This is a genomic window from Nonomuraea sp. NPDC049709 (genome assembly GCF_040674815.1).
Lineage (GTDB): Bacteria > Actinomycetota > Actinomycetes > Streptosporangiales > Streptosporangiaceae > Nonomuraea.
The window spans coordinates 100,910-117,702 of the sequence record NZ_JBFANM010000013.1 but is presented as its reverse complement, the minus strand read 5'-3'; the positions used below and the strand labels follow the sequence as shown (position 1 = coordinate 117,702).

Annotated in this window: 13 protein-coding genes; 3 read left to right on the top strand and 10 right to left on the bottom strand. The window is 71.5% G+C overall.

The window, feature by feature from the left end; genetic code table 11:
* Positions 1-38 precede the first annotated feature (38 nt).
* Positions 39-1,484, top strand: coding sequence for a glycosyltransferase 87 family protein (locus AB0J69_RS15420; RefSeq protein WP_364117239.1), 1,446 nt, complete (start codon positions 39-41; stop codon positions 1,482-1,484).
* Here the strand turns inward: AB0J69_RS15420 and AB0J69_RS15415 are convergent.
* Both AB0J69_RS15415 and AB0J69_RS15410 read right to left on the bottom strand, forming a co-directional pair.
* Positions 1,408-1,875, bottom strand: coding sequence for a hypothetical protein (locus AB0J69_RS15415; protein WP_364117237.1), 468 nt, complete (start codon positions 1,873-1,875; stop codon positions 1,408-1,410). The genes AB0J69_RS15420 and AB0J69_RS15415 overlap by 77 nt on opposite strands.
* Complete coding sequence (locus AB0J69_RS15410; RefSeq protein WP_364117235.1) at positions 1,872-3,209, bottom strand: molybdopterin-dependent oxidoreductase; 1,338 nt, start codon at positions 3,207-3,209, stop codon at positions 1,872-1,874. Before AB0J69_RS15410 ends, AB0J69_RS15415 begins: the two co-directional genes overlap by 4 nt.
* A gap of 228 nt (positions 3,210-3,437) precedes the next feature.
* On the opposite strand from AB0J69_RS15410, the gene AB0J69_RS15405 reads away from it, so the two are divergent.
* Together AB0J69_RS15405 and AB0J69_RS15400 are read left to right on the top strand one after the other, a co-directional pair.
* Positions 3,438-4,064, top strand: a complete 627-nt coding sequence (locus AB0J69_RS15405; RefSeq protein ID WP_364117233.1) for a TIGR04282 family arsenosugar biosynthesis glycosyltransferase — start codon at positions 3,438-3,440, stop codon at positions 4,062-4,064.
* A complete protein-coding gene (locus AB0J69_RS15400; protein WP_364117231.1) occupies positions 4,061-4,672 on the top strand; it encodes a methyltransferase domain-containing protein in 612 nt (203 codons plus the stop codon). Before AB0J69_RS15405 ends, AB0J69_RS15400 begins: the two co-directional genes overlap by 4 nt.
* Positions 4,673-4,689: 17 nt before the next feature.
* Here the strand turns inward: AB0J69_RS15400 and AB0J69_RS15395 are convergent, their stop codons facing one another.
* The 8 genes from AB0J69_RS15395 to AB0J69_RS15360 form a co-directional block, all read right to left on the bottom strand.
* Positions 4,690-5,973 (bottom strand): MFS transporter, encoded by a 1,284-nt coding sequence (locus AB0J69_RS15395; protein ID WP_364117229.1) that lies wholly within the window; start codon positions 5,971-5,973, stop codon positions 4,690-4,692.
* Complete coding sequence (locus tag AB0J69_RS15390) at positions 5,970-6,824, bottom strand: polysaccharide deacetylase family protein (RefSeq protein WP_364117228.1); 855 nt, start codon at positions 6,822-6,824, stop codon at positions 5,970-5,972. Before AB0J69_RS15390 ends, AB0J69_RS15395 begins: the two co-directional genes overlap by 4 nt.
* Before the next feature lie 122 nt (positions 6,825-6,946).
* Complete coding sequence (locus AB0J69_RS15385; protein ID WP_364117226.1) at positions 6,947-8,098, bottom strand: ROK family protein; 1,152 nt, start codon at positions 8,096-8,098, stop codon at positions 6,947-6,949.
* A gap of 225 nt (positions 8,099-8,323) precedes the next feature.
* Positions 8,324-11,161 carry a beta-L-arabinofuranosidase domain-containing protein gene (locus AB0J69_RS15380; RefSeq protein ID WP_364117224.1) on the bottom strand — a complete coding sequence of 946 codons (2,838 nt, stop codon included), beginning with the start codon at positions 11,159-11,161 and terminating at the stop codon, positions 8,324-8,326.
* Between the two features lie 260 nt (positions 11,162-11,421).
* Entirely contained in the window at positions 11,422-13,392 is a 1,971-nt protein-coding gene (locus AB0J69_RS15375) for a hypothetical protein (RefSeq protein WP_364117222.1), read from the bottom strand.
* A gap of 85 nt (positions 13,393-13,477) precedes the next feature.
* Positions 13,478-14,554: an LLM class flavin-dependent oxidoreductase gene (locus AB0J69_RS15370; protein WP_364117220.1), complete on the bottom strand. Its 1,077-nt coding sequence runs from the start codon at positions 14,552-14,554 to the stop codon at positions 13,478-13,480.
* Complete coding sequence (locus AB0J69_RS15365; protein ID WP_364117219.1) at positions 14,551-15,273, bottom strand: hypothetical protein; 723 nt, start codon at positions 15,271-15,273, stop codon at positions 14,551-14,553. The genes AB0J69_RS15370 and AB0J69_RS15365 overlap by 4 nt, the downstream gene beginning before the upstream one ends.
* A 107-nt stretch (positions 15,274-15,380) precedes the next feature.
* Positions 15,381-16,424, bottom strand: coding sequence for an alpha/beta fold hydrolase (locus tag AB0J69_RS15360; RefSeq protein WP_364117217.1), 1,044 nt, complete (start codon positions 16,422-16,424; stop codon positions 15,381-15,383).
* Positions 16,425-16,793 lie beyond the last annotated feature (369 nt).

Below are 16,793 nucleotides of genomic sequence, written 5' to 3'. Positions count from 1 at the left end.
TCGGCGGATCCGTTCCGGCGCGTCCCGCGGACGGGTACATGACGCCGGGCGGCGTGGCCCGCTGCCGCCTCGCCGGCACGGTCGTGCTCCTGCTCCTTCTGGTCTGCGTGCTGGCGCTGACCGTCAGCGCGGGCTCGTACTACACCGACCGGGTCGGCCTGCTCCGGCGGTACGGGCTCGCATGGGCGCTCTTCGCCGCGGCGGTGTGGACCCTGCGCAAGGTGCCGCGGCGCCAGGCGACGTTCCTCGTGATCGCCGGGGGCGTCGCGGTGACCGCCACGGGCCTCCTCGCGCCCCCGGCCACCAGCACCGACGCCTACCGCTACGCCTGGGACGGCCGCGTGCAGGCGGCGGGCGTCTCTCCCTATGACCACGCCCCGGCCGACCCCGCGCTCGCGCGGCTGCGCGACCGCTGGCTCTTCCCGGAGGGCGCCGGCTGCGACGAACCGGGCCGCTACCCGATCCCGTCCGGCGAGGGCACCCGATCGTGTACGCGGATCAACCGCCCCGCCGTCCACACGATCTACCCGCCGCTGGCCGAGGCGTACTTCTGGGTCGTGCACCGGCTCTCGCCCGAGGGGTCACGGCACAAGCCGCTCCAGATTGGCGGCGCGCTGCTCGCGCTGGCGACGGCCCTCGTCCTGCTGATCGCGCTCCGGCCCAGGGCTCCCGCGAGGGCCGCCTGGTGGGCGTGGTGCCCCGCCGTTCCGATCGAGTCGGTGAACAACGCCCATGCCGAAGCGCTGGGCGTGCTGCTCGCCGTCCTCGCCCTGATCATCGCGAACCGGCACAGAGCCGGCGGCGGCCTGCTGCTCGGCGCGGCGACCGCCGTCAAGCTCCTGCCCGCCACGGTCGCGCCCGGGATGCTCTCCGGGCTTCTGGCCAGCGGCGGGCCTCCCCTGCGACGGCGCGCGATCGACGCCCTGGCGGTCCTCGGGCCCGCCCTCCTCGTCGTGACGCTCGCGTATCTGCCGTACCTGCTGGCGTCCCACGAATCCGTCCTCGGCTATCTCTTCGGTTACCTGGACGAGGAGGGCTACGCCGGCACCGGCGACAACCGCCGCTACGCGGTGCTCCGTCTGGTCCTGCCCGACTCGTGGGCCCTGCCTGCCGCCCTGGCCGTGCTCACCGCGGCGGCTCTGCTCGTCCTTCGCCGGGGCGACGGCCGCCGCCCGTGGCGGGGAGCCCTGGTGGTCACCGGTACCGCGTTCCTCGTCTTCACGCCCGGCTACTCCTGGTACGCCCTGCTGGTCGTCGCGCTCGCCGCCCTCGACGGCCGCTGGGAATGGCTCGGCATCCCGCTCGCCGGTGCCGTCTCCTACCTGAGCCCTCAGGCCGGCCTCGGAACGGCCGCCTACGCCGTCGCGACACTGGCGGTCGTCGCCGGCTGCGTCGCACGCATGGTGCTCAACGATCCGCCCTCCTCGACAAACCGCGCCGCACCGCGTACAGCAGCCCCGAGACGCCGAAGAGCACCACGGTGATCAGCAGCCAGCGCGCGAGATAGGGGGAGGTGCTCAGTCCGACCGCCCAGCGATAGTCAGGGTCGGCGCCGCGGAGAACGAGCGGGAACCACACCAACAGCAGCAATCCGGACAGTGCGGCCGGCACCCGCAGGTGATTGAGCACAGCGGGCCGTGGCGTCCGGCGCGATGCCCGCCTGGTCAGAGTCTGGGTGGCGGCGTCGGCGGCGGAATACGCTGGATACAGCACCAGATCGTGCAAGATGATCGCACCCACGAACCAGGCGGCGAACCCCAGCCAGATGCCGGCGGCGACGACCCGGGTGGTGACATAACCCGCGGCCACGAAGCAGGCCACCAGCAGGAGAAGGTGCCACAAGGGGGCACCGTAGCCGCTCACCCGCCGGCTCACGCGGTCTCCACGCGGAAGTCGAGTTCGCGCACCCATTTGGTGTTGTGCACCCCCGGGGCGTTCGGCACGATGATCCGCGCCGGGTATCCGTGGTCGAGCGACAGGTCGGTGCCGTTCACCCGCAGCGCGAGCAGGGAGCGCGGGTCGGCCACCTGCCGGGCGCTCAGCGACGCCTGGCCGAAGTAGCCCACACGCTGCAGGGACCTGGCCGTGACTCCCGCCGAGCCGGGCGCCGCTCCGGCCAGGCGGGCCAGGTCCGCGAGCCGTACGCCGGTCCAGGTCTGCTCGGTCGACCAGCCCTCCACGCAGGCGATCGGAAGCGCGTAGGTGTGCAGCGGCATCGCCAGCAGGTCCTCGCGGGACAGGTGGAGCCGGCCCGGGCCGGCGACCGTCAGCCGCCACCGCGCGCCCGTCTCCGCCGCGGTGACGCCCAGGCTCGCCGCCGTCTTGTTGATCTGGAAGTCGTTGGGCCCGGTGCCGTAATCGCGGCCGTGCGGGGCCAGCAACGCCGTACGGCGCAGCGGCCCGTCCACCGTCTGCCCCACCGACAGGCCGAACATCATCACCGAACCCCCGCCGACGAACGCCAGCAGCCCGCGCCGGGACATGGTGGGCGGCGCCGGGTCCGTGGCCACCAGGCCGTCGGGGTCGGGCGGTTCGGGCCGCGTGCCGGCCAGGCCTGTGCGCAGCTCGCGGCGCAGATCCCGCGACCGCACCGCCCGGATCGCCTTCGGCAGCCGCACGACGACGTGGACGGCGAGCGCGGCCAGGAAGATCCACGCACCGTACAGATGCGCCGGGTAGAAGGAGAACGGGAAGACGTAGAAGACCTGGATGTTGAGGATCCCGGTGACGAACTGGAACACCGCGCCGCCCACCAGGAGCACCAGGCTGGCCCGCTCGATGGCCTCGGCGATCGAGCGCGCGGGCGGCCAGGCGAACAGCTTCGGGATCACCGACCACAGCTTGGCCAGCAGCACCGGCACCAGCGTCAGCCCGACGATGACATGGGCGCCCTGGGTGAGCCGGTACATCCAGGCCGGATCCGTGGGCCAGTCGAAGAGATAGAAGCCGAGCAAACCCTTGGTGGGGGTGGTGTCGTTCCCCGGCAGTCGCGGCTGGTAGGCGGCGTACGACAACAGCCCGGTGACCGCGACGATGACCAGCCCGGCCAGCAGGACCAGGCCGAGCACCGACGTGAGCCACGGGCCACGCAGCGGGCTGCGCCAGAACCCGGGCCGGAACGGCCCGGGAGGCCCGGCCCGCAACCACGCCGCCGACCGCGACTCCCCACCGGTCGCGTCCCGGGCACGTCTGGGCGGCGTATCCGGCATTGATCCCCCCGAAGCCGATGTCGGATGCTGCTCTCCTTACCGGTTACCTCACCTTCTATGCCTCGTCACGGTACGCATTCGGCCAGTCCGATCGCATCGACCGGCGACTCCTGTTCCGGGGATATGCCGGTCCCGTGGCCGCCGTACGCCGGCATCCTGCTGACCGAACGGGCCGCCGTCAGCATGTCGTAAGGATTGAGCACCCTACGTCGTCTTACTGTCGATCACGTGGTCCAAATTATGATCATCGCCAAGGAGCCGGTGGCCGGGAGGGTCAAGACCCGGCTGACCCCGCCGTACAGCCCCGACCAGGCAGCGGCCCTCGCCGAGGCCGCTCTCCGCGACAGCCTGCTCGCCGTCTCCGCGGCACCGGCGACCCAGCGGATACTCGCCCTGGACGGGCTGCCGGGCAGCTGGCTGCCGCCGGGTTTCGTGGTGATCCCGCAGCGCGGCACGGGCCTGGACGAGCGCTTGGCGGCGGCGTTCTCCGACGCGTACCGGCTCCGGCCGGAAGCCGTCGTGCTGATCGGCATGGACACTCCGCAGGTGACTCCCGCTCTGCTCGGGGAGGCGGTGGCGGCCTTGGAGCGGCACGACGCCGTGTTCGGCCCGGCCGCGGACGGCGGCTTCTGGCTGCTCGGCCTGCGCGAGCCGGACCCTACGCTGCTGCGCGGGGTGCCGATGTCGCATCCGGAGACCGGCAAACTCCAGCTCGACCGGCTGGATCGGGCCGGGCTGACCGTCCACCTGCTGCCCGAGCTGACCGATGTCGACACCGCGGTGGACGCCGTCGCGGTGGCCGAGCGGGCGCCCGCTTCCCGCTTCGCCGCCACGCTACGGGAGCTGAGCCGATGATCGGGCAGATCTACGCCGACGCGCTCGCCGGCGCGACCGCCGAGATCGAGTACGTCGACGGCACCCGCGTCCCGATGGAGACCGCGCGCTGGTTCGAGCCGGTGGACGGCGACGACGCGCTCCTGAGCAGGTGCGCCAGTCCGACGCTGGACATCGGCTCGGGTCCCGGCCGGCTCACCGTCGCGCTGACCCGCCGCGGCGTTCGGGCCCTCGGCATCGACATCACCCCGCGCGCCGTCGCCCTCACCCGCAGGGCGGGAGGCTTCGCGCTGCTCCGCGACGTCTTCGACGAGGTCCCGGGCGGTGGCCAGTGGGCGACGGCGCTGCTCGCCGACGGCAACATCGGCATCGGCGGCAACCCCGCGACGCTCCTGCGCCGGGTCAGGCAGCTGGTCCGGCCGGGCGGGAACGTCCTGGTCGAAGTCGCGCCACCCGAGACGAAGAGCCGAGTCGACCGCGTACGGCTGCACCGCGGCCCGCTCGCCGGGGACTGGTTCGGCTGGGCGACCGTGTCGGTGAGCGACATCCAGCGGGTGGCGCACGCCGGCGGCTTTCCGGTCGTGGACTGCTGGACGGCTCAGGGCCGCTGGGTGGCCTGTCTGAGCTAGACGGCCGCTCGACCCGCTCAGCCCCGCGACCGCGCCCACGGGGTGGGCCTTCCGGACGTCGCCTTGGCGATCGGGTAGAGCACGAAGCACAGGAAGGCCAGCGCCAGCACCGCCGGCGGCACGCCGCCGAGCAGCAGCCGCACGCCGGTGACCACGCTCTCCGGCTGCTCGGCGGCGCCCGCCCGGTAGCCGGAGGCCGAGAGCACGACGCTGAGCATGACCGCCTGCAACGAGGTCGACCAGCGCACGACGAAGCCGTTCATCCCCATGTACATGCCTTCGCGCCGCAGCCCGGTGCGCCGCTCGTCCTCGTCGATCACCTCGGCGAGCAGGATCTCCAGCAGCACCATCATGCCCGCGATGCCCGCGCCCACGGCGACACCGGTCGCCACGGCCAGCGGCAACGAGCCGACGACCAGGAAGGGCATCAGGGCCAGGCCGTAGACCACGATCGCGATGAGGACGGCCCTGCGCGGGCCGACCCTCGTGGTCACCCGGCTCCAGACGTAGACCAGCGGGATGGCGGTGATGAAGACCGCGCCCAGGATGAGGGTGTTGGCGGTGTCGGGCTCGCCGAGCGCGTACTTCGTGAAGAACGGCACCCCCGCCTGCAGCAGGGCGAAGGTCACCTGGAGCAGGAAGCCGCCGGCCACGTAGGCGAGGAAGGCCCGGTTGGCCAGGGTGTAGCGCACGGCCGTGAAGAAGCCGAAGTGCTCGCGCCCGACCTGGGCCCGCTCGCGCGAGCCGGTCAGCGACAGGGCGAAGAACGCCAGCGCCACGACGGCGAAGCCGATCCCCATGGCCGCCCAGCCGACGGCCTGGTAGAGCAGCGGCGCGGCGGCGACACCGACGATCATGCCGACGATGCCGAAGAGCTGCCGCCACGAGGCCGCCCTGGCCCGCTCGACGATGGTGACGAACATCTCCGGGAAGAGTGCGACGTAGTTGAGCACCACCACCACGTGGAGCACGTCGTAGACCAGCACCACGACCAGGAAGTACCAGAACCGCGCCGTCGAGCCCTCGACCAGCGGAATCCAGATGAGGGCGAAGGTGGCGGCGAGCGGCGCCATGCCGACCGTGATGTACGGCAGGCGCCGGCCCCACCTGCTGCGCGTCCGGTCGGACAGGTGGCCGACGAGCGGGTTCAGCACGGCGTTGAGTGCACCGTGGACGACCATGGCCAGCCCGATCAGTGCCGGGTCCACGCCCAGGTGGTCGATGTAGTAGAAGGTGGCGTAGGTCGCGAACGCCTGACCGAGCAGGTTGACGGCCAGGTTGCCGGAGCCGTACCTGATCAACGGGACCTCTGCAGGTCACGCAGCTCGCGCCAGCCGATCAGGCTGACGTCCTCGTCCGTCAGCGCCTGCCGTACCTCCGGGTCGGTGAAGACGCGCAGCTCCATGGCGCGCTTCTCGTAGTGGGGCATGATGTGCCGCAGCTCGTCCGTGTCCTCGAAGGGATGGATGTAGATCTCGGTGACGCCCGGTCTCAGCGAGCGGATCAGCTCGATCATCTCGAGCTTGAAGCTCTCGTAGGTCTCGCCCTCCCGCTGGTGGAAGGGGAGCGTCCACAGGCGGTCGAGGATCACCACGCCCGCCGCGTCCGCCCGTGCCGCGGCCGCCTCCGCGAAGGGGTCCAGCTCGGGCGGCAGGCCCATGCCGTCCAGGGTCCGGGGCAGGCGGAACGGCAGGCCGTACTCCGCGCAGACCTCCAGCGCCTCGGTGAGGAAGTCACGGCCTGTGGCCAGGCCGTACAGGCTGCCCATGTGGTTGTCGGCGTGCGACGGGTCCAGGCCGAGGGCGACGGCGCGGTCGATCTGGGCGACCAGCTCGGCGCGGATCTCCGCCGGGTCGGCCTGCTCCTCGACCGTCTTGGACTCGCGCGGGAAGTAGCCCGCCGCGTCGCGCAGGCTCGCTCCGCCGGTCAGCGGGCTCCAGCGGTAACCCTCCCACTCGCTGGTCAGCGTGAGATGCACGCCCACGTCCCAGCCGTGGCGGGCGACGGTGGCGATCGCGTCGGGGGCCCACGGGCACGGCGTCATCACCGTGGCCGAGCTGATCGCGCCCGCCTGGAGCAGGGAGGTGATGCCGGTGTTGGCCGCGCGGCACATGCCGTAGTCGTCGGCGTTGATGATCAGCTGTCGGGTCACGGGGGGCTGCCCTTTCAGTCGGTCGCTTCGGATGACGCGCTTCAGTCGGTCATTTCGGGAAATGCGCTTCAGGTGGTCGCTTCGGTGAACACGCTTCAGGTAGTCGCTTCGGGAAACACGCTTCAGGTAGTCGCTTCGGTGAACACGCGCTCGCGGACGTGCTCGTGGGCCACCAGCGCGGCACCCTGCACAACGGCGCCGCCGGGCACGCCCGACCCGGTGACGTCGACGGCCAGCTCGGGAGCGTCCGCGAGCAGGTGGCGGCGGACCGGCTCCAGCAGCACCTCGGTGCCCTCTCCCCCGACGACGAACAGCTCGGGCTCGATGACCAGGGCGATCGCGCCGATCACGTGCGCCAGCCGCCGCGCGATCGCGTCGGCCGCGTCGATCGCCACCGGCTCACCCGCTGAGGCCATCGCGAGAAGCTCCGCCGGGCTTCCCTCGAACCCCTGCTCCCGGGCGATTCCCCGCGCGTTCAGGACCTCGCTGCCCAGCGCCGTCGCCGGATGCGGCAGGAAGCCGACCTCGCCCGCGCCTCCGGCGAACCCCCGGTGCAGGCGTCCGCCGATCACCACCCCGGCGCCGAGCCCCGCCCCGACCCTGAGCAGCACGAAGTCCTCGATCCCGCGTCCCGCGCCCCTGCGCTGCTCGGCCACCGCCGCCAGGTTGACGTCGTTCTCCAGCAGGATCGGGTACGGCAGGCGTGCCTGAAGCTCCACCCCCAGCGTTGCGGCCCCGGGCAACCCGCGCGAGGCCCGGATGCTCTTGCCGTCGCGCGCCACGATCGCCGGCACCCCGACGACCGCCTCACCGACCGTCCGGCCACCGGCCACCTCCGCGGCCACCTCCGCGGCCACCTCCGCGGCCAGCTCGGCGACGATCCCGGCGAACCCTCCGGCAGCGGGACCACCCGCCGGGACCGCCCGCTCTGCCCCCGCGCCCCCCAGCTCCCGCTCCGCCCGGCAGACCTCCGCGCCCGCCAGGTCGACCAGCACGGCGCTGACCCGCTCGGCCGCGACGTCGATCCCGATGGCGTGCCCGCTGCCGGGGGCGGTCTCGTAGAGGGTCGCCGCCGGACCGCGCCGCTCGGTGTCGAGCCCCGCCTCCCGCACGACCCCGCGTGCCAGCAACTCCTGCAGCGCCTGGGAGACGGTGGTCTTGGACAGCCCCGTGGCCCGGACGAGCTCCGGCCGGCCGGTCGGTCCCTGGGCGTCGACGGCCTCCAGCACGGCCCGCGTGTTGATGGACCACAACAACGCCTGCGGTCCCGCCATCGCCACCACCCAAGATCAGTAGGTCGGAAACTTTCCTACTGGCCGCATTTCTATCCTCATCTGGGCAAGGCTGGCAAGATGGCGGCTGCGGCTCCATCGTCCGGAACCGGCCCGCGATGTGGTGGAGAGGCGCCGAGTTCGCGAAGCCGACCGTCTGACGGTGGGGCACCGGCCCGGTACGGCCGGCGCCCCGTCACGCATGCCGGGCGGAATCCACAGGATTCACTACCGCCGGAGCCTGGCCTTGACGGCCGCGGTCACCACCGTGTCCTTCTCGGCTGAGGTCATCAGCCCGGCTCGGATCCACTCGTCGGCGGTGCGGGCCACCGTGGACACGAAGCGGCCCTGGTTGGCGAAGGGCGCCCTGGCCCAGACCGCGTCCAGGAACGTCACCGAATCCTCCCGCGCGTAGTTCGGCACCCCGGAGTCCTGCTTCCCGAACACGATCTTCGGTTCGACGCGATGGAAGTAGGCGTGGTAACGGTCGGTGTCGCCGAGGTAGAACGGCACCAGTGGCAGCTCGTGCGTGGTGAACGTCATCGACGCGGTGGGCGTCATGGTCTGCGCGAGGTCACCGGACAGCGTGAAGTCCTTGTAGAAGGAGAACTCGCGGAAGGTGGTCTCGTTGCTCTTGGCGACCATCGGCACGGGGCCGTACGCGATGCTCTGGGTGGTCGGGATGTCCAGCGCCTTCTCCACCCGCAGCGAGAACGGCATCGAGACCCTGATCCGGTCGCCACGCCGCCAGTGCCGGTTGAGCGTCACGTATTCGCCGGGCTCGGCGTCCACTTTCTGCTCGGCCCCGTTGACCAGCACCTTGAACCCCTTCTCCACCCAGTACGGAACGCGGAGTTTCACGGCCAGCCGGCCCGTGCCCTCCACGGTGAGCGTGGTGACGCCCGCGGGGTCGGCCGGATAGTTCGTGCTCTGTTTGACGATGAAGCCCTTTTCCGCCCAGCGCAGTTCCGAGGCCAGGTAGAGATTGACGTAGAGCGTCGAGTCGTCCGCCGACCGGAAATAGATCGAGTCCTGGAACTTGGTGTGGCTCTCCAGCCCGGTGCCGCCGCAGCAGGTGCCGAGATTGCCGTAACTGCGGGAGGCGCCCGGCCGCATGGGGATGAAGTAGGTCACCAGCGGGTCCGTGGCGCTGTCGACGTTGCGGCGCGAGGCGAGGATCTGGCCGTAGAGGCCGCGCTCGTAATACTGCATGTACTTCGGGTTCGCCGTGTGGAAGAACAGGTTCCGGCTCAGTTTCAGCATGTTGTAGACGCAGCAGGTTTCGGCGTTGTTCGTGCCGAGGGTGCCGACGATGACGCCGCGCGCGCCGAAGAGCTCGCCGTTGTCGGTCGGTCCGGCCATTCCGCCGTCGGTGAAGGTGCGATGGGGTACGACCATGTCCCAGAAGTTCACGGCGGCGTCGAAGTAGCGGCGTTCCTGGTTGCGCTCGAAAACGGACAGGTAGCCGATGAACTGGGGGATGTGCTGGTTGGCGTGTTTCCTGTTCAGCGTGTCCTCGTTGGCGACGGTGGCCGCGAGGAGCGCGGTGTTGTCGAAGCACTTGGCCGTCGCCAGATATTCTTCCTTGCCGCTGATGGCGTAGAGGTCGGCCATCACGCTGTTCATGCCGTTGTACTCGCCCGCGATGTAGATGCTCCACATGCGGTCGAGCTGCTCCCGGGGAAGGTGACCCAGCCGGCTGTGGACCCAGTCCCCCATCTTCATCACGATCTCGAGCGCCTGCTCGTTGCCCGCGTACTGGTAGGCGTCGAGCAGCCCACGCATGATCATGTGGCAGGTGTAGTAGGGCGCCCAGATCGTCGGGTACGTGGCGTACTGCTCCAGCAGGATGAACTGCGTCTCGGGATAGGCGGCCAGGAAGCCGGGATGGCTGGGGCCGGGGTGCCCGCTGGGCTCCGACACCAGCCGGGCGTCCCTCCCGTTGCCGGAGGAGTCGCCCGCGCTCTCGCCGCTCTCCTCGTCGAAGCGGTACCACGCGACGTTGCCGCCGCCCAGCCCGCCGTCCGCACCGGTCGTCAACGCCGCGATCTCCGCCCCGGTCAGGGCGCGGTCGTAGATCTGGAACTCGTCCACCGAGGCTTTCAGGTACGCGTCGCCGTACTGCGATTTCCCGATCCAGTTGTTGCCGGTCTGGCCGAGGCTGGACGGTTTGAGGGTCATGGCGGTGTTCGTGCCGACCGGGGCGCCGTTCACGTAGAGGGTTCCGGTTCCCGCCGACAGGGTGACCGCCACGTGCGTCCACTGGCCGGCGGGTAACTGGCTGGTGCCGTTGATGCGCTGCTCGCCGCTGCCGCCGCTGGTGGTGATGGCGAACCTCGGCGCGGAGCCGGCGCTCACCGCCAGGAACATGTTACGGCTCGTGCCGGTGCCGAAATCGAAGATCCGGGACCAGCTGGTGACCGCGGCCGGGTTCAGCCAGACGGCGATGGTGAAGTCGTCGAGGGCGCTGACGATGCCGGCGGGCAGCGACACGTACTGGGGGCCGTCGAGCTTCGCCGCCTTGCCGAACTTCCCCGCCACCCTGGCGACCGGGGTCGGCGGAGGCGCGGGTTGCCCGACCTTGGCGGCCAGCGCGTCCTGGCACTCGCCGAGCGCCTTGACCATGTAGTCGACCTTGTCCTTGAAGAACGGATCGCCGGAGCCCGCGTACGCCAGGGCCAGCGCGCTGACGAAGTGCCCGCTGTAGTGGCCGCGCAGGTTGCCCGTGGCGTCCTCCCACCCGCCGGGCGGCTGGGCGCCCAGCGTGTCCAGCTCGGCGTTGGCCCGGAAGTTGGCCAGCATCCGGTCGGCGGGATAGGACCTCAGGAAGTTCAGCATCCGGTCGCGGTTGACGCTGAACAGGCTCTCCCCCAGGGTGACCTGGCTGTTCGCGAACGGCTTCACGATCCAGGAGCCCGGCTGCGGCGGGTCGTGTTGCGGCGGCGGGGCTGTCGTCGTACGAGCCGCCTGGGCGGCGCCGGGCGGGAGCAAGGTGAGTGCGGACGGCGTCGCGACCGCCAGCGCCGCCAACCGCAGCGCCTCGCGCCTGGGCATCATGTTCGGCATCTCACTGTCCTGTCGTGCTCGGGACCGCCGGATGATAGCGCTAACATTTCCGCGCCGAGCAATCAGGCGATACGTGATGGGTCACATTTCGCGAGTGTTAACGATCTCCTTGCGTCCGTCAAGGTTCGAATCCGCCGTAGTGATGGACCCGTAGCAGTGCGGCGCCGGCCGCGATCAGGGCAAGCACGACGGCGACGGCGGTCCGGACGGGACGCGTCATTCCTGCTCGGGTCGATGACCGGGCCTGGAGCCCACCGGTGTCAGCGGGGGTGGTAGCAGCAGCGCCCGCCAGTCGCGATCGTGGCGCGGAGTTCTTCGCCGATCGCGTCGTCGGCCTCGGTGATGCGGGTCAGCGCGCGCCGGATGGCCTTGCCCACCGCGATTCTGGCGCGTTCCTCGTCGTCGGTGAACGGGCGGACGCGCCCGCCCAGGCCGGTGGCGGCGGCCAGTTCGGCGGCCAGCCAGTCACGTTCGGCGCGCAGCGCCACGGCGCGCTCGGTGTCGTTCAGCGACTCCAGCTCGGCGATCTCGGCCTGCAGTTCGAGCAGCCGCTCCTTGTAGGTGCGTTCGGCGAGCTGGTCCAGCACCGGCTGGACCGAGACGGGCATGCCGGTGTCATCGCCCCGGACCGGGGCCTCCGCCCGCGTGGCGCGGGAGGCGCTCCGGGACGTCCGGCCGGCCGCCAGGTCGGTCGCGCGGATCTCCCGCCCAGGGTTGGCGATCAGGATCGCCAGGTACCGGACGCCGACGCTGTCGTCGACCCGCGCGGTCCGGCCGTTCAGCTCGAACTGCCACTGGCGGCCGTGACGCCGGCAGGTCGCGCGGGGAGTCCTGGAGCGGGGAGCGGTTCCGGCGGGGAGGGTCATGCCCAGCTCGGTGGCCTCCTGCTCGGCCAGGGCCAGCTGCTGCCGGGCCGGCGGATAGCCGGTCCCGTGGCGCATGCTCAGGGTTTGTCCCAGCCGCCACCGGGACAGCACCGCCGCCGGCCAATGGCCCAGGCCGAGGTTGGCCTGCACGGCCTGGCCGAGATGCTCGACGGCGGTGCCCAGGTCGCCGATGGTGAGCGCGGCCATGCCCAGGGCGTGGTGGGTCGAGCCGAAACAGGCGATGCCCAGGCCGGCCATGGCCGGCAGCCGGGCGTACGGGGTGAGCAGGCGGTAGGCCTGGGCCGCGGTGTCGGTGTCGTCGAGCAGGTGGGCCGCTTCGGCAACGCCGTGCATCGCCGCCAGCCAGCTTTGGGAGCGTGACGAGTCGGCCAGGGCCGGTCCGCGCGACCGGGCCAACATCCCGGCGGCCAGGCGGCGATCTCCCGCACAGGCGGCGGCCACCGCCAGGGCGGGGAAGTAGGCGTGGTCGGCGAAGCCGAGCCCCGGGGAGTGGACCAGCTCCGCGAGTGGTTCGAGGAGCTCGGCGGCTCGGCCCTGGTACCAGCGGATCGCCGTCAGCTGCATGCCGTGCCGGCCGGGGGCGTCGTGGTCACCGGCGTCCGTGCCGCGCTGGGCGCAGGCGGCCGCGAGGGTTTCGGCCTGGGTGAGGCGGCCGGCCCGGATGGTGAGCATGACCTTGATGGCGTCGGCGACGAACCCGGCCGCCAGGTGACCGCGGCGCGCCAGATGATCGCCCAGCTCCCGCAGCGAGCGTTCGGCGCGTGGGTCGGCGGCCAGGAACAGATCGACGGTTCGCCACAGCAGCCCCGTGAGCAGGTCACCACGGCGGCCGGTGCGAGCCGCCTGGCCGATCAGGTCGAGGGCCAGCTCCCCCCGGAGGGTCTCGTGCTCGGGGCTCATCAGGCAGTGGTGGGCCAGGCTCAGCGCCTCTGCCGTGGCCACCGGGTCGCCGCTCGCTCTGGCCTCGGCCAGTGTCCGGAGGATCGTGGCGTGCTCGCCGAGACGATAATCCTCCTCGCCGTGCAGCCGGGCCCGCAGCCGTACGGCCAGCGACGAGTTCGGGTCGATGCCGGTCAGGGCGTGTCGTTGACGGGCCCGCACCTGGGTGGCCTCCACGGCGGTGCGGTGTTCGTGCACCCATACGCCGCTCATTCCCAGGGCGGCCCGGGCCATGGCGAGGTCGTCGCCTTGGCGCTCGGCCGCCTGGTAGGCGGCCTCGAACCGCTGCCGGCCGGCCCTCAGGTCACCTTCGACGTGGAGTGCCCGCTCCGCCCGGAGGAGCGCGAACTCCACGTCATCGGACGGGGTTGGGCGCTCCTTCAGCCGGCTGACAATGCTCACCATCGATCCCTCGTGTCGGCCGCTCCCCCGCGGCTGGCTCCGGACGGTCGGCTCGAGAGGTTGTTACGAAGAGTCGTGACGGCGTGTGTCATCCTGCGACTCCCCCGTCCGGCAGCAGCGCGACGGCTCGGTCGGCCTCGACGGGATCGACCACCGGTGCACGACCGGTCAGTCCGGGGGCGGCGGCCCGCAGCGTGGCCTCGATCTTCGGCCAGGCCATGCCCGGCGGTACGGCGACCATGGTGATGTCCGCGACGCTGTCCCATCGCCGGAGCTGCTCCTGCACGCCGGCCGCGTCTCCGTACGCGGTGAACTCGTCCAGCAGGATCTGTGCCGCGTCGGGCACGATCCCCGGCTCCCGGCCGGCGGCCGGGTTGACGGCCCGGACGAGTTCGACCTGCTCGCCGAGGCCCTGCGCCGAGACGAGGCGCGGGTACACCTCGCCCATGGCCGCCAGGTAGAACGCCGTGCATGCGGCCGCGGCGGCTCGGGCCGCGCCGATGTCCGGGTCCACGATGGTGAACGGCCCGGCGGCCACGGTGATCGGCTCGCCCGGCCGGCCCACGGCGGCCCGGAGCCGCCTGATCTCGGCGGCCAGTTCACGACACCGATCGCGGCGCAGGTAGAGCGGGAACCAGCCGTCGGCCAGCTCGGCGGCCACCCGGATGGTCCGCTCACCGGTGGCGGCGATCCAGATCGGCAGGTCCGCGACGGGAGGCTGGCCGAGCCGCAGGGGTCGGGCCTCCGGTACGACCGCCGGCCGGGCCCGCTCACCGGCCAGCAGAGCACGCACGTTCTCCGTGACCTGCCGCAGCCGCCCCGCCGGCCGGGTGAACCGGACCGCGTGCCAGCCCTCCACAAGCTGCCGGGTGCTGGCCCCCAGGCCGAGCACGAACCGGCCATCGCAGATCTGGTGCAGGGTCGCGGCGGTCATCGCGATCGTCCCGGGGGTGCGGCCCCACACCGACAGGACGCCGGCCATGAGCTTGATCCGCCGGGTCACGGTCGCGATCTCGGCCAGCAGTACGGTCGAATCGAGGCCCCACCCCTCGGCCACAGAGAAGATCTCGTAGCCCAGTTCGTCCGCGAGCGTGGCCATGCGCACAATGACGTCGCGCCGGATCTCCATCGGTGTCAGCGCGATGCCGCGCCGTTCGGCCGTCATCCCGGCACCCCTCTGCGCGCGATCGTGATCCAGGTCTGGCGGGAGAACCCCTGCAAGGCACCGGACGGCGAGTAGAGGGCCGAGCCGGCGTACAGCTTGCGACCGAACACGCCCTCCAGCCATCCGACCACGACGTGTGCGTCGTGCGCGGCGACCGGCTCCTCCAGCCACGCCGCCATCCGGCCGAGGACGATCGGGCCATCGACGTGGCCGAACCACATCGCGGCCCAGCCTGCCGGGCAGTCAAGCGCGGCCCAGGCGTACTCCGGCCTGATCGACTCACCGGCCAATGCGCCGCCGGTCGGGTGCCAGGCCGCCGCCAGAAGATCGCGGGCGGCCAGCGGACCGGGGAAGATGCGAAAGGCATCGGCATCCGCGCGTTCTGTTCCGCAGACCACACAGCGCGGGAAGCCGCTCGAGGTGAAGCCTGGGAAGGCCGCGCCGGCCGCCGAGGCCTCGGCGACCGTCGGCGGCTTCGGCGCGCGGCTCACCAGCCGGGTCGTGACGGCCTCGGCGACGAGGGTTCGCCCGTCGTACAGTGCAAGACCACCGTCGCGCGGTTCCAGCCCCAGCGCGACGCCGAGCCGCACCGGTTTCCTGAGCGTTATCTCGGCGTCCGCCGGCAGGTACGGCGACAGCAGCCCGCAGGTGTAGCCGCCGTGGGCGGATGCGGGTGGACCCTCGAAGGCGGGGTCGATGACGATTTCCTTGTTCGGCACCCCACGAAAGCTAGTTGGCGCGGCATCTGGGCGAATCAGACGTTCTACCTAGACAATGGCCGGCTTCCCACCGGGATCGGCCTCGCTGACCGGGTCCGGGGCGGAAACTACCTACGCAGCAGCCCGCGGCTCTGCCGCTGCTCGCTCACCCATACCGCCATCTGAGCGCGCGATCGCACGCCGAGCTTGGTACGCACGTGCTCCACGTGCGCGTCGACCGTCCGTACCGACACGCCCAGGAGCCGGGCGATCTCGGCGTTGGTCAGCCCTTCGGCGATATGGGCCACGACCTGCAGCTCACGATCGGTGAGCCGGGGGTCGGTGGACAGCCGGCCCGTGCCGCCGGCCCGGTCGCGCAGGAACGAGAGAATCGTGGCCGCGGCGATGTCCTCGCCCTCGAAGTAGATCGGCTGCATCCGGCCCTCCAGTGCGACAAGCTGTGCGCCCGGGATCAGCGAGGCCAGCTCGCGGCCCAGCTCGAAGGGCACGGCCCGGCTGCCACGCCGATGGAGCACCAGCGTGGGAACCCGGATCGCCGGCAGGATGTCGGCGACGTCGATGCGGTAGAACATGTCGAGCAGGGCCGCAGCCATCTCGGCCGTCGCGGCGGCCCGCTGCACTCGGGCGAACATGTCGGTCACCTCGGCCGGGGCGCCGGGAAACCAGATGTCGGCCAGGACCCGCGAGCCCATGCCCCAGTGCGCCCCGATCAGCGACAGGATCGAACGCTTGACAGGGTCCGGCGCGAGATCGCCGCCCCGGGCACAGCTGCCGTAGACGAGCAGCGACGCGACGGCGTCGGGGTTGCGGACGGCATGAGCGGCCGCCACCTGCCCGCCCTCACAGGATCCGAAGATGGTGTACCGCTTGAGGCCCAGATGCCCGATCAGCGCGTCGAGCGTCTCGAGTTCGGACTCCAGCGTGAAGGCCTCCCGCGGACGGTCGGACAGGCCGCAGCCCAGTTTGTCGTACCGGATGACGGTGTGGTCCTGTGCCAGCGCTTCGACGAACCGGCGGTGGGAGGGCATCTCCCACGCCAGGCCCAGATGCGACACCCAACCGAGGAGGTACACGATCGGCGGGCCGCTGCCGACGACCGAGTAGGCGATGCGACCACCTGGCGTGGAGGCGAACCTCACTACCTGCTTCACCGGGCCAGCATGTCACCGCGGTTGCCGCCTGTCACAGGTCGAACGACGATTTTCCGGCCACCGTTCGCGGGCGCCCACCACTCCCCTCAACGCCCTGTGACTGGTGTCTCTCCATAGGCGTGACATCCCGTTCCATCGCGCATCACCTTCCAGGGCGATGGCGATTGTCAACCGTCGTACCGGTTCGCGGGCCTCGGTGCCAAGGAACGGCGAGCCCGATCTGGGCGACCTGCGTGCGCTCGCCGCCAAGTGCCTCTCCACGGCCCTGTCCCAGCGTCGTCCCATGGCTCGGAACGCATCGCCGCGCCTGCTCGGCGGGGCAGCGCCGGAGGGTCCGCCGGCCTGGCGGCCGGACCAGGAGACGAAGTC

Excerpts from the sequence above, each read along its gene's own strand:
- AB0J69_RS15420 (WP_364117239.1), top strand. The coding sequence starts at position 39 with ATGACGCCGGGCGGCGTGGCCCGCTGCCGCCTCGCCGGCACGGTCGTG.
- AB0J69_RS15410 (WP_364117235.1), bottom strand. The coding sequence starts at position 3,209 with ATGCCGGATACGCCGCCCAGACGTGCCCGGGACGCGACCGGTGGGGAG.
- AB0J69_RS15400 (WP_364117231.1), top strand. The coding sequence starts at position 4,061 with ATGATCGGGCAGATCTACGCCGACGCGCTCGCCGGCGCGACCGCCGAG.
- AB0J69_RS15385 (WP_364117226.1), bottom strand. The coding sequence starts at position 8,098 with ATGGCGGGACCGCAGGCGTTGTTGTGGTCCATCAACACGCGGGCCGTG.
- AB0J69_RS15380 (WP_364117224.1), bottom strand. The coding sequence starts at position 11,161 with ATGCCGAACATGATGCCCAGGCGCGAGGCGCTGCGGTTGGCGGCGCTG.
- AB0J69_RS15375 (WP_364117222.1), bottom strand. The coding sequence starts at position 13,392 with ATGGTGAGCATTGTCAGCCGGCTGAAGGAGCGCCCAACCCCGTCCGAT.
- AB0J69_RS15370 (WP_364117220.1), bottom strand. The coding sequence starts at position 14,554 with ATGACGGCCGAACGGCGCGGCATCGCGCTGACACCGATGGAGATCCGG.